Genomic DNA, 20,791 nt, shown 5'->3' on the forward strand with positions numbered 1-20,791 from the left:
AGAATACCCAGATTTCTGATTTATCCAACCCGGAGACACACCCCATGTCCGTAGAGGTCCAGGAACTCCCCTGCCGTGAAGGCTTTCTTGGCTTGCTCACCCTGAACTCGCCGGGCACCCTCAATGCACTGAGCGAAGCCATGGTGGAGCAGGCCCAGGACGCCCTGGATCGCTGGGCGACAGATGACAGGATCTGTCTGGTGCTGCTCCAAGGGGCTGGAGAACGCGCCTTCTGCGCCGGCGGCAACATCCGCCTGCTCTATGACGCCATGACCGGCCACGGTGACCAGCAAGCCCCTTTCCGCTTCTTTACCCGGGAATACCGGCTGGATTACAGCCTGCACCGGTTCCCCAAGCCGGTCGTCGGCATTGGCCACGGTGTGGTCATGGGTGGCGGCCTGGGCCTGCTGTCCGCCTGCCGCTACCGGCTGGTTACACCGGACCTCACCCTGGCCATGCCGGAGATTTCCATCGGCCTGTTCCCGGATGTCGGCGCCAGCTGGTTCCTCAACCGTCTGCCGGGCCGCCTGGGGCTGTTCATGGGTCTGACCGGTGCCCGGCTCAACGTTACCGATACCCTGCGAGTGGGCCTGGCCGATATGGCACTGCTGCCTGAAGATCGGGACACCCTGTTCTCCCGGCTGCAGGAACAGCGCTGGACCGGGGAAGCCGCTGGCGATGACAACCGGCTGTTCCGGCTGCTGAACCAGATGCCCGCACCGGATTACCGGGCGCTGCCACAAAGCAACCTGGAACGGCACGAGCAGGCGATTTCACGCCTTAGCGCCGGGGAGGAACTGCCGACAGTGGTGGATCAGCTGCTTGGCTCGGATATTGACAGTGACTGGTGGCGTGCCTGCATCGACAACCTGCGCGGCGGTTGCCCGGTCTCTGCCTGGCTGGTGTGGACCCAGCTCAAGAAAGCCCAGCAGATGTCCCTGAAAGACGTGTTCCGGATGGAGCTGGCGATGGCCCTCGAGTGCAGCCGGCGCCCGGACCTGCCCGAGGGAATCCGGGCGAGAATGGTGGACAAGGACCAGAAACCGTCCTGGTCCTATGGCTCGGTGGCCGAGGTCCCGGAGGACGTTGTCGCCGCCCATTTCGAGCCGGAGTGGGACGACGAGACCGACCCCATGCAGCTGCAGTAAGGACTTACAGCCGGGCCCCGGCCTGGACCAGCAACATCTCCAGATCCCGGCTGTTGATGGCCCGGGCCCGGCTCAGGGCGGTACTGCCGTCTCTGGCCCGGTAGTTGACGTCGGCGCCGGCCGCCAACAGCATTTCCGCGGTCAGCAGATCCCCGCTGCCGACAATTTTCATCAGCAACGACTCACCACCCTGACTGACATTGACGTTGGCCCCGGCGGCCAGCAACACCTTGACCACGGACAGATTGCCCTGCTCGGCCGCCCGAACCACCGGCGTATACCCTAGTTTATCCACCGCATTGACGCTGGCACCGGCCGAGAGCAGCAGCTGGACCAGCCGACGGCTGCCATCGCCGGCCGCGACCATCAGCGGCGTTGCCTCCCCCGGCGCGGCGAGGTCCGGATCCGCGCCCTCGCTGAGCAGGTACCAGGCTACCCGGTCCTGGCCCGCGCGCACGGCCGCCATCAGGGGGGAGCCTCGTTCGGTCAGGGTGTTCAGTGAGTGACCGGCTTCCGCCAGGGCTGCGACCTCTTCAAGGTTACCGTCCGCCGCTGCGTGAACAATCGGTGTGGATACCCCGGAGGCCGTCCCCCGGGCCAGGTTACTGGGCGCATCCTGGACTGCGCAGCCGGACAACAGGGTTAAAGCAAGAAACGACAGGAACAATGCGTGTAGGGTGCCGGATCCCTTGGCCATATCAACAATCTCTGTTTTGGAATGTTGGCCTATTCTGGGCAGCGCACGGCGGGAATTAAATCGAGCGGTTCACATCTCCAGCCCGTTTTCCTGGAGTTGGCGCACCACTACCCGCAGCCGGTCTTCGCCATCCCGCTGGCCGCGGCACAAGCCGGCGGCCTGCAGCTCAGCCCAGGAGCGGCCCTGCAGCACCGCCGCTGTCCACAGGGCCAGATCTTGCCGGGTTCGGAGCCAGTTCATGACGCCCGGCACCTGCCCGAGTTCCCGGAGTACCGGCAGGCAAAGATCAAAGCCACGGTGGCCGTGGGCAAAGTTGTCCAGGTCACGTAGGTCATCGTCACCCAGGACGCGGGGTGCCGGCAGGTCGTCGCTAATGGCCGCCAGCAGCTCCGCAGGCATCCCGCACCAATGCCGCGGGACCAGCGTCAGCCAGTGCCGGGCCAGCCGACCCCTCAGTCGATCCACCAGTTCGACACCCTGCGGACTCGATCCGGTCAGCATCTGCAGCGGATATTCACCACTGGTGTTCTCCCGCTGGAACCCGACGCGAACCACATTCATTCCACAGGACTGCCAGAAGGCCAGCAATTCCGGGCTGCCACCAAAGCTGGTACCGAGAGTATCCAGCTCCTGCTCTGCCACCCACTCCCGCGCCATTGCCACCAAGCGCTTGCCCACACCGCTGCGGCGAGCGGGACTGGCCACGGCAACCCGGACTACCCGGAGGGTCTTCTGGGTTGCCGCTTCCGGAAAGCCACTGTGGGATGCCAGGGACTGGGCCAGCAGGTGGCCCCGGATGCGGCGCTGCCCCCGGGTAACCTTCTGTGCCAGTTCCTCGTCAAGTCCGCCCTCGATGGCTCCCCAGAGCACCCCGACGATGCGGCCCTCATGCCAGGCACACCAGCTAATCACAGACGGATCATCCAGCCACTGGCGAAGATCGGCCGGGGTGGTCCGGTAGTGGGCATCGACCAGCAAACCAAAAGCTTCGGCGAGTTCGGGCTCCGGCGCGTCGGCGGGGCACCACCGATCAATCCGGATATCCCGGGCCGGAACCCGGGCATCGTCGCTGGCCATGCCTGAAGCGGATAACAGGAACAGATTGGAGGCCAGCGCTTCCAGCGGATCCCCCGTCGCCCAGCGTACCGGCCGGGTCAGGTTGGCGGATTGCCAGTGCGGAGTCTCGCGGTCCAGCACGGAGCGGAATCGGATGGCGAAGCCTCTGCCCGCGCCTTCATAGCCGTGGACAGTGGAACAGAAGGCCACCCTCGGCCATCCCAACAGAATGCCCTCAAGTACCTGGGGTGGGATCGCTGCCGCCTCGTCGACCAGGACCACTTCGGCTGCCGGTCGCTGTGTCAGCAGTTCATGCACCGGCAAAAAACGGAGCTCGGCCCCGGCCCGGGTGAGAAGGCTGTTGCCGTCGTCAGTTGCCAGGTCCTTCCCGAGGGTTTGCCGGGCGTGGTGGAACAGAGTATCCACGCTCTCGCGGCTGGGCGCCGTCACCAGGACGCGCTCGCGGCCCTGCCGTAACAGTCTGGCAGCGGCGATACCCAACGCGGCGGATTTACCGCGGCCCCGGTCCGCGGTGACCACCAGGGGGCGCCGGCGCCGGCCCTGGCCGAAATGCATGAGTTGATCGATCAGCCGCTGCTGGTCGGCGGTGGTGGCCACGGAGAAGGAAGTGGCTGGCATCGGCAGTGTCGGCATCCGGGTTCGTCCGGGATCGCGGGCATCAACCCGGATCACGTCGGAATCGCTGCCGAGAATCGTCGCCATGCGGCGAGCAAACGGGTGGTGCTCGGAGCTGTCTAGGCCGGTACGCCGGTAGTCCGGATCGGCAAACCGGTCCCAGTCGGCCAGGGGCGGCATCAGCCAGAACAGCAGGCTCCCGGCCTTGAGGGTACCGGCAATCGCGGCCAAACCATCCGGCGGGTTACCCTGCCAGCCGTCCCAGACCACCACCGATAGTTCCCGGCCCAGCCAGTTTCTGGCTTTGGCCGGTGGTACAGATGTGAGGTCTGCCGAGGGATTGTCATCACCGGGGCCGGTCCAGATGCCCGGTGACGGCCGCAGGTGCGGCAGGAGTTGTCGAAGCCAGGTCAGTGCACTGTCCCGGTCGCCTTCGACGAGGACAAGGCGTCGCTCGCCGCGGGCGCCGAGGTGTTCGGCCAATCGACGCCAGGTTTCATGACTTGGGGCTTTGTCACCGGCGGCTGGGGGCATCAGTTGAGGTCTGCGGCGTGGGTTTTGAGGTCGTTCAGGTCGCATTTTTCGAGGGCGGCCTGGTGTGTGGCCCGGAGCCGGACCCTGGGCGCGCACCCGGCTTCGAAGGCTTCCTGCCAGCGGGCGGCGCAGAGGCACCAGTTGTCGCCGGCTTTGAGGCCGGGGAAGCCGAATTCCGGTCTGGGGGTGCTGAGGTCGTTGCCGCGGCTTTTTGAGAATTGGAGGAAGTCGTCGGTGAGGACGGCGCAGACGGCGTGGAGGCTGAGGTCATCGGGGCCGACGTTGCAGCAGCCGTCGCGGTAGAAGCCGGTTTCGGGGTCGGTGCCGCAGGTTTCCAGTTTTTCGCCCAGTACGTTGATGGACTCCCCTGTATTCATCTTTACCTATCTCCCAGAGTTTCGGAGTTGGCAAGGCATTGGAAGGGCAATCCAAAACCCGCTCCTGGCGGCACATCCTTGTGACGCTTGAGCTCCGCCATCCATGGCTCCGCACAGTTTTGGATTGCCCTTCCAACACCTTGCTATCGGAGTTGTGAGTTACGGTCACTAAAAACTGAGTTGCCAGCAATTATGCGGGACTGGTATCCGCACTACCAGTTGGCCAGTACAATACCGGCCATGTCGACCAACCCCCAAACCCCTGACACCTCGAACCTGCCGGATTTTCTGACCGACGAGCAGCGGGCGATTATTACCGCCGGCTACGAGCATTCGGTGATTACCGCCGTGGCCGGCAGTGGCAAGACGTCGACACTGGCCTGGCGCATACGGTACCTGCTGGAGCAGGGCCATGATCCGGACCGGATGCTGGTGTTGATGTTCAACCGCAGTGCCCGGGTGGATTTCGGGCGCAAGCTGCAGGAGGTGTGCCATCAGTCGGGGCTGGCGTTGCCGGAGATCCGGACGTATCACGCCATGGGGCTGCGGTTGTACAAGCGGTTTGTGCGGGAAGGTTATCTGCCGGGGTTTTCGGAGAAGATTCTGACCGAGCAGGAGATCAGTTTTCAGGCCTGGCAGCTGACGCGGCGGTTGGCGCCGGAGGATCTGGCGGATGAGATCCGGCGCAACAAGAAGGATTTTGTGGAGACGGCCACCGGGTTTATTGATCTGGTGAAGACGACGCTGTCGCCGGCGGAATTTGTGTTTGAGGAGCTGGGGTATTCGGAAAAGCACCGGTACCTGATTGACCTTTTTCACAGCTTCGAGCAGTGGCGTAAGGGCCAGAGTCGGATCAGTTATGCCGATATGCTGTACGAGCCGGTGATGGCGATTCATCAGAATCCGCCGCTGCAGCGGTTGGTGGGCAACAAGATGGATCTGATTCTGGTGGATGAGTACCAGGATACCAATGAGATCCAGCACCTGTTGCTGCGCTATGTGGCCGGAGACCGGGCGCGGGTAACGGTTGTGGGGGATCCGGACCAGACGATCTATGAGTTCCGGGGCGCGAAGCCGGAGTTTATTCTCAAGCGGTTCAGTGATGAGTTCGAGAGTCCGCTGGAGCAGACGCTGAGCTATACCTTCCGCTATGGGCACCGGGTGGCGCTGCTGGCCAATCATCTGATCTGTCACAACACCGGGCGCAAGGATGTGCTGTGCCACTCCCATCCGTCCACGCCGGATACCGCGATTCACCTGCACCGGGTGGAAAGCGACAGCGATCAGGTCCTGCAGATTCTGAAGAACCAATCCCACGAGTCCTTGTCGGCGACGGCGATTCTGTTCCGGGTCTGGAGTCAGAGTGTGCCGATCGAGCTGAAGCTGCTGGCCCGGCAGATCCCCTACCGGATTGATGCCGGCAAGGGGGCGCTGTTCAGCCGCGAGGTCCAGGCCATTACTGCACTGCTGATGGTGGTTACCGGCAAGCTGGGGCAGCTGCCGGATGCGGATCGGCTGGAACTCGCCCGGTTATTGCTGCGGTTTCCCCATGTCGGGCTGAAGGAGCCGGAGCTGGAGAATCTGGCGCAGTTCCTGGCCGGTTTTGGCGACGCCTGGCATGAGCGGATTCTGGCGATGGATTTTGATGCCTTGGCACCCATGCCCGCTCGCAAGTTGCGCAAGCTGGGCGAGGTGCTGGGCCAGCTGTCCGGATTCAAGGGACCAGTGGCGGGGCTGATCAGTGTCTATGCCGAGCACACTGACCTGTACGAGGGCATTCGCAGCCTGGCGCTGACCCATGAGAGTGCCGAGGAGCGGATCGATACCGTGCAGGGATTCCGGCAGTACCTGAAGGGTCTGGATGTGGACGCCGAGGGAGCGTTGACGCATTTGAAAACCCTGAAACAGCAGGCCGGTGAGAACAAGGAAGGAGGCGTGCTGCTGTCCACCATTCACCGGACCAAGGGGCTGGAATGGCCGGTGGTGATCATTCCCGGCCTGCAGGAGAAGTACCTACCCTATTCCCCCCGGTCCCACGACGATGCCCGGGCGTTTTTGGAGAGCGAGCGCCGGCTGTTGTACGTGGCAATGACCCGGACGCGGGAGTCCCTGCACCTGATCAGCCGGCCGGTCAGCAAACGACCTCACCTGGACGGTGACCAGGGGCCCAGCCGGTTTGTGGAGGAGTGCTGTTTCGAACTCTCGGAGGAGCTGGGGCACCATCTGAGATCTGACCGCCAGACCACTTCATCCATCAGGCTGGAGGCACCGCTTACCCCGGTCAGCCAGCGCTATGCCCAGCGGGAAGGCGTCTCCCTGGAAGGCACCGTCCCGGCCACGGATGATCGGCAGGCGCCGGTCTGGCACAGCCAGCGCGTGAGCCATGCCATTTTCGGGGCCGGTAGCATCGTCGGTGAGGATGAAAGCTCATTCGAAGTGCGTTTCGATAACGGCGACGCCTTGAACTTCAGCAAGAAAAGCGCCCACCTGTATTTCACCACAATGGCCTGATCCACCGCTTTGGCTGCGCCGTAAGTCCGTATAATTCCGAACGTAACAAAACATTTCAATTTTTTGTCTTTTTTGGCCTACTGGCCTAGCTTTCAGGTAACACCTTAATTTTCTGCAAAAAAGCAGTCGCAAGAACGACAACCGAACAGGAGGTTCAGCATGAACATCATGCGTCCAATAGCCGTGGCAGCTCTTTCCGCTGTAATGGCCACACCCGCGCTGGCCGAGGAGCGCCAGGAAACCATCTATCTCAACCCGTTTGCCGGCTTTCAGTATTTTGATGACAAGAGGGATCTCAGTGAGACCGGCACTTTTGGGGTGGGTGCAGAATACCGCTTTACTCCGCACTGGGCGGTGGAAGCGGTCTACTCCCGCGCCGACGCCGACCGCAAGTATGTTGAAGGATCTTCCGATTTTGATGAGCTGCGCCTGGACGGGCTCTACTACTTCGCCGGTCAGGATGAAGCCTGGAACCCCTATCTTGCCCTGGGTGCTGGCCATGCTGACTTCGGTGAAGACGTATTAACTGTTCCCACCTCTGGCAGCAACCACGAGGAAACCAGGGTGAATGTCGGGGCCGGTATCCGCTACAACGTCAGCGATAGCATTTCCCTGCGCGGCGACCTGCGCGAGTTCCACGGTATCGACGAGAGCACCTTCGATACCATGGTTTCCCTGGGTATCAGCTTCGCTTTCAACCGCACCGTGGGTGAAGCCGCACCTGTGGACAGCGACAATGACGGCGTGCCCGATACCAGTGACCAGTGCCCGAACACGACGCCGGGCGCGGTTGTGGACAGCACCGGCTGTGAGCCGGATGCAGATATGGACGGTGTTGCCGATGCCCGCGATGCCTGCCCGAACACCCCCGAGGGTGCGAACGTGGATGCCCGCGGCTGTGAACTGGACGGCGACAATGATGGTGTTGTAAACAGCAAGGACCAATGTCCGAACACCACCGCCGGTGCGGATGTGGATGCCACCGGTTGCGAGGGTGTCACCGAGACCATCGAGACCTTCGAGATCGAAGTGAAGTTCCCGACCAACAGCTCGGTAATCGGCAACGCCTATGACGATGAGATCAGCCGCGTGGCCGATTTCCTCAAGGAAAACCCGGAAACCATCGTCGAGATCGCCGGTCACACCGACAGCATGGGTGATGCAGACTACAACCAGTTCCTGTCACAGCGTCGTGCGGAAGCCGTTGCCGAACGCCTGACAGGCCCGCTGGGCGTGGATCCGGAGCGCGTGAACGCCATCGGTTACGGTGAGGAGGCACCCATCGCCTCCAACGATACCGCCCAAGGCCGCGCGGAAAACCGTCGGGTCGAGGCCCGCATCCAGGTTCGCCGCTAACGAGGGACCGGAACGGATGAAAGGCGCCTGCGGGCGCCTTTCTTTTTGGCATCGAGAAAACATCAATGGCGATAACAACATGAATCGCGGCCTGGCACTGACAACCCTGTTGATGGCCTTTTCCGGCGGCGCCCTGGCCGAGGTCTATCGCTGTGAAAGCAACGGCTCGGTGACGTTCTCGGACCAGCCCTGCGGCACTGATGCCCAGGCCATCGAGATCCAGGACAACCGGATCGGTGGCAGCTTCAACCAGAACCTGCCCGAACCCGCCAGCAGGGACTCCGGGGGCCAGGACAAGAAAACCGAAGAACCGGAGGAGGCCTCCACCTGCCGCTTCATCAATTCCACGGATCTGCGGCGGTACCTGGTGCGGGAACAGGTAGTCCGGGGCATGACCCGGGATCACGTCCGTCGGGCCTTTGGCAACCCCCCGGAAGTGCATACCAGCCCCCGGGAAGTCTGGATCTACCAGACCCGGTATTACGGCGCGCTGTATGAGCTGACCTATGTGTACTTCAGGGATGGCTGCGTGGAGCGGGTGGAGTATCGCAAACCCTGACCGCATCCAGCAGCAGGTTACGAGGTGTCAGTTCGCGGTCACAGAAGGTGCCCAGGTGCACCCGGTAACCCTGTTCTTCCAGGGCTACGGCATAGTCCAGCACCAGCCAGAGTTCCAGGGGCCGGCGGAACAGGTGGCGCAGGAGTTCATGGCGGCGAACCTGTCTGAACCGCTGTCGACCCGCCTCCAGCCAATGGTCCCAGTCCATCTGAGCCGGTAATTCCAGCTGTTTTTTCCGGGCCGCCCATCGACAGAAGGCTTCAAATCCCTCATTCACCAGCCGGGGCGGATGGGAGGGCACCGGAAGGTATTGGTCTGAGCCCCGCACATGACGCTGCAGCGCGTCAAAACCCAGTCGCCACTGGCTGACCAGCGCGGTCTGAGCCCGCACCCTGGCCGGTGCGGTCACGGTCTCCTGGACCGCCAGCCGGAGATCATTCCGGGTCAGCCTGAGTACGCGCGGGTGTTGCTTGGCCTGCCCGGAGAGAGGTTGATACCCGGAGTGAGCCGTCAGGTGGTAGCAACAGGGCGAGAAACTCAGGCGCGGTGCGCCGGCAGCACTACCCCGGCGGATCAGCTGGCGATGCAGGTCACCACAGGCGTGCAGGGCCACGCCATGGCTGCCGGCCGGCCAGCGCAGGTCATCCGCCATCACGTCCTGGCAATGCACGGTCACGGCATCGGCAAACTGGCGGGCCAGCCGGTTGCCATCGGCCACCAATGCCGGATCCCACTCGAAGCCCTGCACTGGTTCCGGACATTGCCTTGCCAGGGTCCGGGACAGGTGGCCCTTGCCGCAGCACCAGTCCAACACCGGTCGGTTCAAGGGGATCACCGAGGCGGCGAAGGCTCCGGCCTGGGCCCGCTTGCGACCTGGCATGTCGGTGGCAGCCACCTCCGGCAGGGTTGTCTCCGCCAGGGTCGCCGGGGAGGGAGAGAGAACCGGCACCGCTATCCGCTGCTCGTAACCGACCAGGCCGGGAAGCCAGCCACGGATCCGACCTGCAAACTCGATCAGGTGCTGTTCGTAATAGTCGCAGTCCTCATCAGTGAGTGCTTCAAGCCAGGACGACAATTCCGGGCACGCCTGCGCCCAGGCCGGAGCCGGCTCCATGAACGGTGCCGGCCGCCAGAATTCCGCGTGGCCGGCAAGCCAGTCGTTCAAAGCCTGCCAGCGGCTATAAAAAGATGTGGTCGGCTCGTGTAAACTCGCCGCCGGAGGAAACGTCATGCAACTGGCCTTTGTACTTGTCGAACCCAAGGTTCCTGAAAACGTCGGAGCGGCTGCCCGTGCCCTGTGTACCATGGGGTTTGGCGAGCTGTGGCTGGTGAACTCCGACCTGCACACCCGCCCGGAAGCCCATTGGCTGGCCCACGGCAGCGACCATATTCTCGATAACGCGCGCATTTTCCCTGATCTGGCAGCGGTGCGAAACTCCGTAGACCTGCTGATGGGCACCTCCGCCAAGCCCCGCCACAACCGCCAGGACTGGCATACGCCGGACCGCCTGCGCACGGTGCTGACCGACAAGGGCGAGTCGGTCGCCACCGCCGCCCTGGTGTTCGGGCGCGAGGATCGGGGCCTGGCCAACGAGGAACTGGCCCTGTGCGACCTGCTCACCGGCATTCCGATGAAAGTGGCCTATCCGTCCCTGAACCTGGCCCAGTCGGTGATGCTCTATGCCTGGGAGATGTCGGGGCTGTCCGTCAACAGTGAGGCGGAAGGCGACAAGCCCGCACCGGCTGAGGCTGGTCTGGGTGCCCTGCGGGAACGGCTCGGGCACCTCTTGCCCGAGGTTGACACGCCCCCGGAGGGCAAGCTGTCGCAATGGGTGTTCGAACGCCTGCCACTTCTGTCGGAGCGGGATATCGGGTTCGTCCATACCCTGTGCGGCAATATCGAACGAACCCTTCGCAAGAAATAACCCTACTCCTGAAAACGTCCGGTGCGAAACGCGTCCAGGTTGACCGGTGAGGTTTCACCGTCGATGACCCGGGCGATCACATCGGCACTGCCGGCGGACAGGGTCCAGCCGAAGGTGCCGTGCCCGGTATTCAGGTACAGGTTCTCCCTCGGGCCCCGGCCAATGATGGCCGGGCCGTCCGGGGTCATGGGCCGGAAGCCGGTCCAGGCCTCTGCCGCGTCCAGGTCGGCACAACCGGGATAGCGGGATTCTACCGATTTTCGAATGGTGGCAATGCGGGCTTCCGGAATGTCCCGGTTGAAGTCCGCCAGCTCCACAAAACCGGTGGCCCGCAGCCGATCGCCCAGCCGGGTGGAGACCACCTTGTAGTTGTCGTCGTGGATGGTGCTGACCGGGGCATGTTCCGGATTTTTCAGGGGCACGGTAATGCTGTAGCCCTTGATCGGGTAGATGGGCAGATCCAGCCCGAGGGGCCGCACCAGCGTCGGTGACCAGCAACCGGCACTGATCACAAAGGCGTCCGCCTTGAGAATCTCCCGCTCTCCATCGGCGTTGCGCAGAGCCACCGCATCCACCCGGTGTTCACCGGCGACCAGGTTATCCACCTCAACGTTGTAGCGGAATTTCACCCCCCTCTCCTCGCAGGCGTTCGCCAGGGCCCGGGAAAACAGGTGGCAGTCGCCGGTGCCGTCGGTGTCGTAGCTAAGCGCCCCATACAGCGGCCCACCGCCGACCATGCCTGGTTCCACTTCCCGTACCTGCTCCGGACTCAACAGCCTGGACGGGATACCGAGTTCGCTCAGCAGGTCATGCACGGCGCGATAACCCTCAAGGGCTTCCGGTGTGCTGGCCAGATGGAGCAGTCCCCTGTGGTCACCGTCGAACTCGAGGTCCAGCTCTTGCTCCAGTTTCAGGAAGCGCTCCCGGCTGTGAATGCCCAGGCGCAGCATGGCCCGCCGGTTAAGGCCGAACAGGCCCGGAGACCAGGCATAGCGGAGGGTGGCAAACATGAACTTCACCGCTTCCACCGATGGCGGCATCCGCAGCTTCAAAGGTCCGTCCTGTTTGAACAGCCATGGCAACACCTTGAACACCATCGAGGGATCCGCCCACGGGTAAACCACCCCGTAGGAGCGCTGGGCAGCGTTGCCCTTGCTGGTCTCGTTACCGGCAATGTCGTGACGCTCGATAACTGTTACCTGATGCCCCCGACGGTTCAATTCCCAGGCTGTGGTCACTCCGACCACACCACCACCGACTACTACAATGTGCATGCACGCCTCCGCGTCCGTTATTTTCAGCTGACCCCGTTCCTGGCCAACAGTTGCCGATATTCCTCGAGTACCGCTTCATCTTCCGCCGGATAGTCCGGCGCCAGTTGCCTGAGCTGTTCCGCCAGCATCGCGGCTACAATCGCCCGGGCCTGGGGCTTCCTGTCCCCGGGAACGACAAACCAGGGCGCTTCCCGGGTATGGGTTGCCGCCATCGCCTGCTCGGCAAAGGCTTCATACTCCGCCCGTCTGGCCCAGCCATCAATATCGGATTTATCGAATTTCCAACGCTTGCGGGGCTTGTCCAGGCGTTTGAGCAGGCGCCGGCGATGCTCGTCTTCGGACAGGTTCTGCCACACTTTCAGGATCGTCGTGCCCTCCTGTACCAGGTGGCGCTCGAAATTACGGATGGAGTGGTAACGGTTGTCCCAGTTGTAGCTGTCCGGGGCATGGACCGGCCAGACCCGCTCGGCAATGACCGCTTCGTGATGACTCCGGTTGAAGGCCACCATCTGGCCCAAGCCTGGCAGGTAAGGTGTGACCCGCCAGAGAAAATCATGGCGGACTTCCGCCCCTTGCGGCCGGCTGAACGACCAGGCATGGAAGCCCGCCGGATCAGCGTAGGTGGCCAGGGTCCGGATCAGGCTGTCCTTGCCGCTGGTATCGGGACCGTGAACCACCACCAGCAGTGCCCGCTTGCGATTGGCCCAGAGTCGGCGCTGATATTCACCGATCTCCTCCAGGCTGGCTTCCAGTGCGGGAATCTCACCGTCATCGTCCAGCAGCGTGGGGTAGTCCCGGAACCGGGGCTTTTCGGGATCAAAACGCCAGGCACTGGCGAACGGCGATACCTCCATAACATCCTTTCCCATAGTCATAGTCCGAAACAGGTTAACAATCGCACAAACTGGTAAACTTGCGGGATCAAGTTCCCAGAATAGCAGCCTGACCAAAGGTTGCGATGGAGTTCAGTCAAAGCAATGAGCAAGAAACGTCGCGAGATTCCGGTTTTCGATCACCCGATCATCGAAACCCACTGCCACCTGGATTACCTCAAGGACCGGCCCCTGGAGGACACTCTGGAGCAGAGCCAGCGGGTGAACATTGAACGCGTGATCACCATCGCGGTGTCACCGGAGAACCTGGCCAAAGTCCGGGAACTGAGCCAGGTTACGCCCTGGGTCTATGGTACCCAGGGCATCCACCCGCACGAGGCGGAAACCTACACCGATGAGGTGGAGCAAGAGATCCGCGCCCACGCTGGTGACGCCAAGATTGTCGCGGTGGGTGAGATCGGTCTGGATTACTTCTACGACAACGCGGACCGTCAGGTACAGCGGGACGTCTTCCGCCGCCAGTTGCAGATTGCCTGTGACACCGACCGGCCGGTGGTGATCCACAGTCGAGAAGCGGACGAGGACACCATCACCATCCTCCAGGAGTTCGAGACGACCCTGAAACGCCGTGGCGTCATTCACAGCTTCACCTCGGGCCCGGGGCTAGCCCGCTATGCCCTGGATCAGGGCTGGTGCCTGGGCTTCAACGGCATCACCACTTTCAACAAGGCGGAGAACGTGCGGGACATTGTGCGCATGGCGCCCATCGAGCAGATCCTGCTGGAAACCGATGCGCCCTTCCTGACGCCGGTGCCCTACCGGGGCCGGGAGAACGCGCCGTTCTACCTGCCCTTCGTGGCCGAGAAGATCTCTGAGGTCAAGGACTTGCCGCTGGATCAGGTTCTGGCGCAGACCTACGCCAACAGCCTCAGGACCTTCTTCCCCGAGCGATGACCGCGACCATATTCCAGATCCTGGGCGGGCTAGCGCTGTTCCTGCTGGCCATGGAGATGATGACCGATGGGTTGAAGAATGCCGCCGGTCGCCATCTCCGCCACCTGCTGGGGAGCTGGACCAGGACACCCCTCCGCGGCCTGGCGGCGGGTTTTCTGATCACCGGTATCGTGCAGTCTTCCGGCGCGGTCACGGTGGCTACCATCGGCTTCGTGAACGCGGGTCTGCTCGGGCTCTCCCAGTCCCTGGGGGTCATCTTCGGCTCGAATATCGGTACCACCATGACCGCCTGGCTGGTGAGCCTGGTGGGCTTCGGCTTCAATATCGAGGCCTTTGCGCTGCCTCTGCTGGCCCTCGGCATGGGGCTCAAGCTGGCCACCAACAACACCCGTAGCGAGGCACTGGGCCAGGCCCTGGCCGGCTTCGCCCTGTTCTTCCTTGGCCTGTCGATCCTGAAAACGTCTCTGGAGTCCCTGACCGCGGGAATCGACAGCCAGACCCTGGTGGAGATGGGTTACGGGTTGCCGATGTTTATCCTGATCGGTTTTCTGGCCACCGTGCTGACCCAGTCCTCCAGTGCGGCCCTGGCCATTGTTCTGACTGCGGCCGCCGGCGGATTGATCCCGCTGAACAGCGCCGCTGCCGCGGTGATCGGCGCCAACCTGGGGTCCACCTCCACCGCCGCGCTGTCCGCACTCAAGGCCACCGCCAATGCCCGACGCCTGGCCATAGGACACATCCTGTTCAATGCAGCGACCGGTGTCATTGCCCTGCTCATTCTGCCGGTCATGCTCTGGATCGTGGCCTTGATGGCCCACTGGCTTGAACTGGACGCCAATGTCGCGGTGTCCCTGGCCCTGTTCCACACCCTGTTCAATGTCCTCGGGGCACTGCTGATGCTGCCGTTCACGCCCCACTTCGCACGCTTTCTCGGACGGCTGTTCCGGAGCAAGGAGGAGGACAACGCGGAACCGCGGCACCTGGACAATACACTGGTGGCCACGCCGGAACTGGCCGTCGCTGCGGTGGATGAGGAGATGAAGCGCCTGATCGGGTTGCTTCGGGGGCTGCTCAGGGTCTGTCTGGACCGGGAAGACCTTAAGCCGGCGCAGATCCAGCCGAAGGCAGACGCCTGCCGGAGCCTGAACTCGGCTATCGTCGATTATGTCTCGAGAGTCAGGGCGGAAAAGATGCATCCCTCCACCGTGGATGCCCTGACCCTGAGCATCCGCACCTGCCGCTATCTGATGGAGGCTACAGACCTGGCGGGGGAACTGCTCAAACTCAAGGTGGCCAAAGACCAGCCACGTATGGCCCGACTGTCCGACGCACTGGAACGGTACATCGACACACTGAGAACCCTGGTCGCTGCAGATGAGCCCCTGCCAGCCATCGTGGATAATGCTGAAACGATCTACCATCAGCTCAAATCGGAGCTACTGGCCATGATTGTCCGTCGCGACATCGCCACCACAGATGGCGAGCAAATCCTGGATACGCTGAGCTCGGTCCGGCGCCTCGTTGACCAGTGGCACAAGGCCCTCGCATGGCAGCCGGTTTCCAGGCTCCTGAACGGGGATCAGGAAGCGGCGCTGTCAAACCCGCAGTAACGGTTGCGCCCTTGCTTCTTGGCCTGATACATGGCCTGGTCGGCCTGACGCAGTAGCTGGTCGCCATCAAGCTCTTCAGCCTGGGGATAGAGGGTGAAGCCAATACTCGCCGAGACCTGCACCAGGTGACCGGCCACCTGGACCGGCTCCGAGATGGCGTGCAACAGCCGCGCGAGCAGATTCTCCAGCACAGTCGGCTCTGAAATATTAACGATCAGTGCGGCGAATTCGTCGCCCCCGAGGCGGGCCAGGGTGTCTTCCTCCCTCAACTCCGCCCGCATGCGGTTGGCCACCTCCACCAGCAGCTCATCACCCGCCTTGTGGCCAAAGGCGTCGTTGACCGGCTTGAACTGGTCCAGATCGATGTAGACCACCGCCAGCAGATCATCCTGGCGCCGGGCCTGGGCCATGACCTGCTGCATGCGGTCGGTAAACAGAACACGATTCGGCAGATGCGTCAGCGCATCGTAATGCGCCATGGTACGCAGCTCCTTCTCCTGGGCCTTGAGCCGTGTGATGTCCGAGAAGATGCCCATAAAATGACTGATAGCACCCCGTTCATCCCGGACCCCGCTCACCGTCAGCGCCATGTTGAAACGCTCACCGTCCCGGCGTTTATTGGCAAACTCGCCAGACCAGAAACCGTGGGCCCGGGCGCTGGCAAACACGCCAGTGCCCTCTTCCAGAGGCAGGGGTGGCAGCCGACCAATGGCGTCAGCCCGTGCCCGACCGGTAATTTCCACGTAGGCATCGTTAACGTCGATGATGAGGCCATGGAGATCGGTAATGAAAATGGCTTCCCTGGCATGGTCAAATACGCTGGCGGCCATGCGTTGGCGTTGCTCCGCCTCCTTTCGGCCGGTGATGTCGTACCAGGAACAAAGGACATGGGGCTGCGGCTCGTCTGTTTCATGCACTGGCGCCAGAGTCATATCGACCCAGACCTCCGAACCGTCCGAACGCCTGAAGACCCACTCGACCTGGACAACCTCACCGCGGTCCACCCGCTGCAACAGTCTTTGGATTTTTTGCCGCGAAACATCGCCATCAGGCTGGGTTTGGGGCGAGAAAGCGGCAATATCCTTGCCCAGCAGCGACCGGGGCATGGCATACCTCAGCAACTCGAGGGCAGCGCGATTGCTATCCACGAATTCACCGCCTCGAAGCATCAGCATGGGTTGGGGCCAACTGAGGATCAAACGACGGAGCCGGCGCTGCTCAGCGGCCAGCTCCCGCTTCTTGCGGCGCAACCACAACATGGAGCCGGTCAGTAGCAGGACGAGGATAAAGGTAGCCATCAGCCACCCCCAATACTGCCCGACCAGCTCGCCCCAGGTGAGTTTCGGCAGCTCATCGTAGGGCTCGACACGAAGCTCCCGGGCCAGGTATTCAACAGACTGGTAATCGGCGGGCGGGGCAAAGCCGGCGATACCGGCACTCAGCGCCGCCGGATAGTTCTCCTCGATGGCGAACAGGGCCGACGCCACACGGCGTACGATATCGCTGTCCACATGGGGCAAGGCTGCGACCGGCCATTCGGGGTACAGGCGCGTGGACACGGCGTAGGGGAAACCCGTCAGGTTCTGGCGGTTGAGAATCCGGATCCGGTCTGCCAGACGTGGATCATCTGCAATCATTTCTTCCAGGATGCCAGTGCGAACAAATCCCACCTCGGCGTCTCCGGTGAGCACGGACCTGACCACCCGATCATGGCTGCGAACGAGCTTTATCCGGTTATTGTTCAGAACATCGACACCGGCGCCTTTCAGTTCAAGCGCCTGGGTCTGAAAACCACCGAGGAAATGAAGCCCGGGCGAGGCAATGGTCCTGCCTCGCACATCCGACAGATCACTGATGTCGTTTCGCGTCGCCGCCGTGAAAATCACGCCACCAAGACTGGCTGTGGCAACCCCGTCGTGCTTGCGCACCAGGGTCGCCAACTCCCCGGTCAGGCTGCGCTCACTCCGGATCACCAGGAACTGGCTCGGGTTGGTCAGGAAAAAATCCAGCTGGTTGGAGGCCAACGCCGCGCGCATCTGCTCCTGGTCCAGCACCTGCAGTTTCACCGGGATGCCGATCCGGCCTGTCAGGTAATCCGCCAGGGGCTGGTATCGCTCCTTCATGATGAAATCGGGACGATAGGCATAGATGCCGAAACGCACTTCCTGGAAGCCCTGGGCAAGTGTCGTTCCGGTTGCGGACAGGATCAGAGCCGCGAACGCCAGGTACCCGAGAACCCACCGCTTCACGCGGCGCTCCTGGGCAGGAACTGGCTGTCACTGAAGCGCTCCACCTTAAGTGTTCGCGGAACCAGGCCCTCTCGGGCCAGCATTCGGGAAAGGCTGCGGGCGACCTGCTCGACCCGGCCATTTTTCGCCAGGTAGCGACGGTTGGAAGCCAGATCCGGGAACATGACTGAGGCCTGCGCCAACCTCACCTCTCTCGGGGAGATCCCCTGACGGGTTGCAACCCGATAGATCGAATCATACTGGTTGCGAACCAGGTGGCGGAGACCGGAAAAGTGGGCCTCCAGCAGGGCCCTGACAGCCTCCGGAACCCGTTCTGCGAATTTACGGTTCACCACCAGGACATCGAAAATGGTTTCGGGTAATTGGCTGCTATCGAACAGGCGCTCGCCGCCAAGGCCCAGCAGAATAGATGCAGTCGGCTCATAGCAGGCAATGGCATCCACTTCTCCCCGCTTCCAAAGACCGACATGCGTGTCAGCCGGTGCATCGACGATGGTCACCTCATCCCGTTCGATGCTGGCCTGGTCCAGTATATTCAGCAGCAGGGTCCCGGATACTCCGGCCAACTCCACCGCAATCCGCTTGCCCCGCAACTGGTCGAGGCTCTCGATTTCCGACTTTGCCACCAGTACATCCGCCCCGACGGACACATCAGTTACTCCGACCACCAGCAGTTCCGGACCTTCAACGTGCACCCTTATGGCCTCATCCAGAGTCAGCGCGGCACCATCAAGCTGCCCGGATTTGAGCAGTTCCATGGAATCCAGGGCCGAGGATCCCTTCACCAGCTCCACTAAAGCGGGTAGCCAGCCGAACTCTTCCGCAAGGTAAAGCGATTCGTAGCCAATCCAGGGATGGATGCCGAACCGGAGCGGGCTGGACGCGCCACAACCACGGAGCCCCAGGGCAGCAAAGCCGGCTGCCAGAGAAGCTCCCAGAAAATGGCGGCGGTGCATCAGAAACTCCGGACCAAGGCGTTATTTTTCTTCATATTCTTGTAGGTTATTATCTTACTGTCTGCAATCACAACGGTAAAACCCGGATTAACAGCCAGTAAAAGGGGCTAACCCAGGGAAAGGAACACACCCATCAGGACAGGCGAGAAGAACGAGAGCAGAAATCCCGACGCGATGGCCACTGGTACACATACCAGACCACCGCTGCTGCGAATCACCGGCAGGGTGAAATCCATCGCCGTTGCACCGCCATAACCGATCGCCATGGCGGGCCTTGAGGCAATCAGCAGGGGAATGATCGCCAGGGCGATGATCTCCCGGAGCACGTCGTTGAGGAAAGCAACCCCACCCCAGGCAGGGCCGAGAGCATCGCCGACGACAATGCCCGACAGGGAATACCAGCCAAACCCCGATGCCAGGGCCAGCACGTCATGCCAGGGCAGCCCGAGGACGGGAATCAGCAACACGCCGGCCACCAGCGAGCTGACCATCACCGAAAGGGCCATGCCCAACCCCTGCCGGTTCACCAGCAGCTTGTGCAGGGACAGTCCGGCATTTCGCAGTTGCAGACCGATCAGGAACAGTAGAAGCATCAGTGCCCAGGTGGCCACCTGGTCGGTCATGGGCAGGGCCGGCAGCAGGAAATAGCCGGCAATCAGGCCGGCAATCACCGCCACCAGCGGTTTCAGGCCGGCCAGGAACAGACGCCGGTAACCGGGCCGCCCGTCACTGTCATCCCGCTCCACTTTCATCGGCTGCCAGCGGTGAAACAGCCACAGGCCGGCCATGTTGGCCAAGAACAATACGGCCACCAGGGCGCTGACCTGCACCGCCATGCTGCCTAACTGGGCCGCCAATCCCTCCATCTGGCCGAGCCCCAGGCCCAGTAACGCCAGGATGAAATACACCAGCGTCTCGACGGTGTAATGGATGACCGTCATCAGCCGGCGATTGGCCAGGGGAATGGCAAAACCGAGAAATAGCGGTGCCAGTATCAGCAGGGCTCCGGTGAGCATGGTGTCCTCAGGCTGGAATAACGAGAAAGCGACCCGGGCGGGGCGCCGGAATGTCGGAAAGGATCAGGCTCAGTGCAGCACGTGGCCCGAGCGGTCCTGCACCAGTACCCAGGGCGCCACGACCACGGCCCAGAGCTCGGCATTGCGATCGTACCAGGTCCGGGCTACGTCAGGGGAGACATCTCCCACCTCGCCTTTCTGCATCCATTGCTCAAACTGCGCCTTGTTATCAGCGGTGAGCTCGGCAGCAACCTCCAGCAAATCCAGCTCCGGTGCCACGCGCACGACCTGGCCCCGGGCATAGTAAGTCTGGAGCTCGTGCCAGTTGATGCGGGAGGTTTCGAGGTTGAGTTTGGCCTTGATGTCGTCTCGGGAGGATTCAGCCATGGGACCTTGTCTTCGTTCAACGGGTTGCTGGGAAAGGCGCAGCTTACCTGAAAACGAGGTGTAAAACACGGGGTGAAGGCGGGGTCAGATCGGTTGATCTGACCCCGGGGGATTTGCTCGGGCTCAGCGGTTAACCAGGGGTCAGATGAAAGCTTTCATCTGACCCCTGCTTGGCTCGATGAAGTGACCCCCGAAAGTTGGACACCGACTTTCGAGGGGTTACATGAAAAGAATCTACAGCAAAACCTTCAAGATACAGGTGGCGCGGCTCTATCTTGAGAATGAGATCAGCCTTCACCAGGTCGCCAAACATTACGACATTGATTACTCATTAGTCCGGCGTTGGGTTGTGAGGTATCGGCTCCATGGTGCCAGTGGGCTTGAGGCCGCAACCAAGCATCATTACAGCCCATCCTTCAAGCTTCAGGTCATCGAATGCGTGGCCAGAGAAGGGTTGTCAGACCGGCAAGCCGAGGCTCGATTTAATCTCCGAAGCACCGGTCTTATTGGCAAATGGCTGGCGCAGTATCATAGTGGTCAGTTAACAAAGCCATGTCCCGAGATCGAGCGAGCTGCCCCGATGGCCAAAAAGTCTGTAGAACGCCCACCGGTTGATGTGCCAGAGCGCACCATGTCACAGGAAGAGCTGCTCGAAGAGTTGTTGTACCTGCGGGCGGAGAACGCGTACCTAAAAAAGCTGGATGCCTTGATCC

General features: G+C 62.1%; 18 protein-coding genes. 8 read left to right on the plus strand and 10 right to left on the minus strand.

Annotated elements, in window-relative coordinates:
• Window positions 1-44 precede the first annotated feature (44 nt).
• On the plus strand, window positions 45-1,148 hold the full coding sequence (locus DET50_RS16430; protein WP_113863829.1) for an enoyl-CoA hydratase/isomerase family protein: 1,104 nt from the start codon (window positions 45-47) through the stop codon (window positions 1,146-1,148).
• A gap of 4 nt (window positions 1,149-1,152) precedes the next feature.
• On the opposite strand, the gene DET50_RS16435 is transcribed toward DET50_RS16430, so the two are convergent.
• The 3 genes from DET50_RS16435 to DET50_RS16445 form a co-directional block, all read right to left on the minus strand.
• The gene (locus tag DET50_RS16435; protein WP_113863830.1) at window positions 1,153-1,845 is read right to left on the minus strand and encodes an ankyrin repeat domain-containing protein; all 693 of its coding nucleotides are present in this window, start codon (window positions 1,843-1,845) and stop codon (window positions 1,153-1,155) included.
• 69 nt (window positions 1,846-1,914) lie between these two features.
• A complete protein-coding gene (locus DET50_RS16440; protein ID WP_113863831.1) occupies window positions 1,915-4,071 on the minus strand; it encodes a tRNA(Met) cytidine acetyltransferase TmcA in 2,157 nt (718 codons plus the stop codon).
• Window positions 4,071-4,448 (minus strand): DUF2237 family protein, encoded by a 378-nt coding sequence (locus DET50_RS16445; RefSeq protein ID WP_113863832.1) that lies wholly within the window; start codon window positions 4,446-4,448, stop codon window positions 4,071-4,073. Before DET50_RS16445 ends, DET50_RS16440 begins: the two co-directional genes overlap by 1 nt.
• Before the next feature lie 192 nt (window positions 4,449-4,640).
• On the opposite strand from DET50_RS16445, the gene DET50_RS16450 reads away from it, so the two are divergent.
• From DET50_RS16450 to DET50_RS16460, 3 genes are all read left to right on the plus strand, one after another.
• A complete protein-coding gene (locus DET50_RS16450; RefSeq protein WP_113863833.1) occupies window positions 4,641-6,959 on the plus strand; it encodes an ATP-dependent helicase in 2,319 nt (772 codons plus the stop codon).
• 159 nt (window positions 6,960-7,118) lie between these two features.
• A complete protein-coding gene (locus DET50_RS16455) occupies window positions 7,119-8,315 on the plus strand; it encodes an OmpA family protein (protein ID WP_113863834.1) in 1,197 nt (398 codons plus the stop codon).
• A gap of 79 nt (window positions 8,316-8,394) precedes the next feature.
• Complete coding sequence (locus DET50_RS16460) at window positions 8,395-8,874, plus strand: DUF4124 domain-containing protein (RefSeq protein WP_113863846.1); 480 nt, start codon at window positions 8,395-8,397, stop codon at window positions 8,872-8,874.
• Here DET50_RS16460 and DET50_RS16465 read toward each other — a convergent pair.
• Window positions 8,831-10,105 (minus strand): methyltransferase, encoded by a 1,275-nt coding sequence (locus DET50_RS16465; RefSeq protein ID WP_113863835.1) that lies wholly within the window; start codon window positions 10,103-10,105, stop codon window positions 8,831-8,833. The genes DET50_RS16460 and DET50_RS16465 overlap by 44 nt on opposite strands.
• On the opposite strand from DET50_RS16465, the gene DET50_RS16470 reads away from it, so the two are divergent.
• Window positions 10,104-10,799 (plus strand): tRNA/rRNA methyltransferase, encoded by a 696-nt coding sequence (locus DET50_RS16470; protein ID WP_113863836.1) that lies wholly within the window; start codon window positions 10,104-10,106, stop codon window positions 10,797-10,799. The two genes, DET50_RS16465 and DET50_RS16470, sit on opposite strands and share 2 nt — an antisense overlap.
• A gap of 2 nt (window positions 10,800-10,801) precedes the next feature.
• Here DET50_RS16470 and DET50_RS16475 read toward each other — a convergent pair whose 3' ends face one another.
• Together DET50_RS16475 and DET50_RS16480 are read right to left on the minus strand one after the other, a co-directional pair.
• A complete protein-coding gene (locus DET50_RS16475) occupies window positions 10,802-12,073 on the minus strand; it encodes a D-amino acid dehydrogenase (RefSeq protein ID WP_113863837.1) in 1,272 nt (423 codons plus the stop codon).
• 23 nt (window positions 12,074-12,096) lie between these two features.
• On the minus strand, window positions 12,097-12,942 hold the full coding sequence (locus DET50_RS16480; RefSeq protein WP_258546155.1) for a polyphosphate kinase 2 family protein: 846 nt from the start codon (window positions 12,940-12,942) through the stop codon (window positions 12,097-12,099).
• A gap of 108 nt (window positions 12,943-13,050) precedes the next feature.
• Here DET50_RS16480 and DET50_RS16485 point away from each other — a divergent pair, with 108 nt between their 5' ends.
• The gene (locus tag DET50_RS16485) at window positions 13,051-13,860 is read left to right on the plus strand and encodes a TatD family hydrolase (RefSeq protein WP_113863839.1); all 810 of its coding nucleotides are present in this window, start codon (window positions 13,051-13,053) and stop codon (window positions 13,858-13,860) included.
• On the plus strand, window positions 13,857-15,470 hold the full coding sequence (locus DET50_RS16490; protein ID WP_113863840.1) for a Na/Pi cotransporter family protein: 1,614 nt from the start codon (window positions 13,857-13,859) through the stop codon (window positions 15,468-15,470). The genes DET50_RS16485 and DET50_RS16490 overlap by 4 nt, the downstream gene beginning before the upstream one ends.
• Here the strand turns inward: DET50_RS16490 and DET50_RS16495 are convergent.
• The 4 genes from DET50_RS16495 to DET50_RS16510 all read right to left on the minus strand — a co-directional run bounded on the left by DET50_RS16495 (window position 15,440) and on the right by DET50_RS16510 (window position 20,078).
• Window positions 15,440-17,719 carry a diguanylate cyclase domain-containing protein gene (locus DET50_RS16495; protein ID WP_258546156.1) on the minus strand — a complete coding sequence of 760 codons (2,280 nt, stop codon included), beginning with the start codon at window positions 17,717-17,719 and terminating at the stop codon, window positions 15,440-15,442. The genes DET50_RS16490 and DET50_RS16495 overlap by 31 nt on opposite strands.
• Window positions 17,716-18,675 carry an ABC transporter substrate-binding protein gene (locus DET50_RS16500; protein WP_113863841.1) on the minus strand — a complete coding sequence of 320 codons (960 nt, stop codon included), beginning with the start codon at window positions 18,673-18,675 and terminating at the stop codon, window positions 17,716-17,718. Before DET50_RS16500 ends, DET50_RS16495 begins: the two co-directional genes overlap by 4 nt.
• Window positions 18,676-18,782: 107 nt before the next feature.
• Window positions 18,783-19,691, minus strand: a complete 909-nt coding sequence (locus tag DET50_RS16505) for a LysO family transporter (RefSeq protein ID WP_113863842.1) — start codon at window positions 19,689-19,691, stop codon at window positions 18,783-18,785.
• A gap of 69 nt (window positions 19,692-19,760) precedes the next feature.
• Window positions 19,761-20,078: a DUF2288 domain-containing protein gene (locus DET50_RS16510; protein WP_113863843.1), complete on the minus strand. Its 318-nt coding sequence runs from the start codon at window positions 20,076-20,078 to the stop codon at window positions 19,761-19,763.
• A gap of 223 nt (window positions 20,079-20,301) precedes the next feature.
• Here DET50_RS16510 and DET50_RS16515 point away from each other — a divergent pair.
• On the plus strand, window positions 20,302-20,791 hold a 490-nt coding region (locus DET50_RS16515; RefSeq protein ID WP_147252227.1), incomplete at its 3' end, for a helix-turn-helix domain-containing protein.

It is taken from the genome of Marinobacter pelagius (assembly GCF_003315345.1).
In the GTDB taxonomy this organism is placed as follows: domain Bacteria; phylum Pseudomonadota; class Gammaproteobacteria; order Pseudomonadales; family Oleiphilaceae; genus Marinobacter; species Marinobacter pelagius_A.

Bases quoted from the DNA above. Each gene is read 5' to 3' on its own strand.
- DET50_RS16490 (WP_113863840.1), top strand. From the start codon at position 13,857: ATGACCGCGACCATATTCCAGATCCTGGGCGGGCTAGCGCTGTTCCTG.
- DET50_RS16470 (WP_113863836.1), top strand. From the start codon at position 10,104: ATGCAACTGGCCTTTGTACTTGTCGAACCCAAGGTTCCTGAAAACGTC.
- DET50_RS16480 (WP_258546155.1), bottom strand. From the start codon at position 12,942: ATGGGAAAGGATGTTATGGAGGTATCGCCGTTCGCCAGTGCCTGGCGT.
- DET50_RS16450 (WP_113863833.1), top strand. From the start codon at position 4,641: ATGCGGGACTGGTATCCGCACTACCAGTTGGCCAGTACAATACCGGCC.
- DET50_RS16500 (WP_113863841.1), bottom strand. From the start codon at position 18,675: ATGCACCGCCGCCATTTTCTGGGAGCTTCTCTGGCAGCCGGCTTTGCT.
- DET50_RS16510 (WP_113863843.1), bottom strand. From the start codon at position 20,078: ATGGCTGAATCCTCCCGAGACGACATCAAGGCCAAACTCAACCTCGAA.
- DET50_RS16430 (WP_113863829.1), top strand. From the start codon at position 45: ATGTCCGTAGAGGTCCAGGAACTCCCCTGCCGTGAAGGCTTTCTTGGC.
- DET50_RS16455 (WP_113863834.1), top strand. From the start codon at position 7,119: ATGAACATCATGCGTCCAATAGCCGTGGCAGCTCTTTCCGCTGTAATG.
- DET50_RS16475 (WP_113863837.1), bottom strand. From the start codon at position 12,073: ATGCACATTGTAGTAGTCGGTGGTGGTGTGGTCGGAGTGACCACAGCC.
- DET50_RS16465 (WP_113863835.1), bottom strand. From the start codon at position 10,105: ATGACGTTTCCTCCGGCGGCGAGTTTACACGAGCCGACCACATCTTTT.
- DET50_RS16435 (WP_113863830.1), bottom strand. From the start codon at position 1,845: ATGGCCAAGGGATCCGGCACCCTACACGCATTGTTCCTGTCGTTTCTT.
- DET50_RS16485 (WP_113863839.1), top strand. From the start codon at position 13,051: ATGAGCAAGAAACGTCGCGAGATTCCGGTTTTCGATCACCCGATCATC.
- DET50_RS16505 (WP_113863842.1), bottom strand. From the start codon at position 19,691: ATGCTCACCGGAGCCCTGCTGATACTGGCACCGCTATTTCTCGGTTTT.
- DET50_RS16440 (WP_113863831.1), bottom strand. From the start codon at position 4,071: ATGCCCCCAGCCGCCGGTGACAAAGCCCCAAGTCATGAAACCTGGCGT.
- DET50_RS16445 (WP_113863832.1), bottom strand. From the start codon at position 4,448: ATGAATACAGGGGAGTCCATCAACGTACTGGGCGAAAAACTGGAAACC.
- DET50_RS16460 (WP_113863846.1), top strand. From the start codon at position 8,395: ATGAATCGCGGCCTGGCACTGACAACCCTGTTGATGGCCTTTTCCGGC.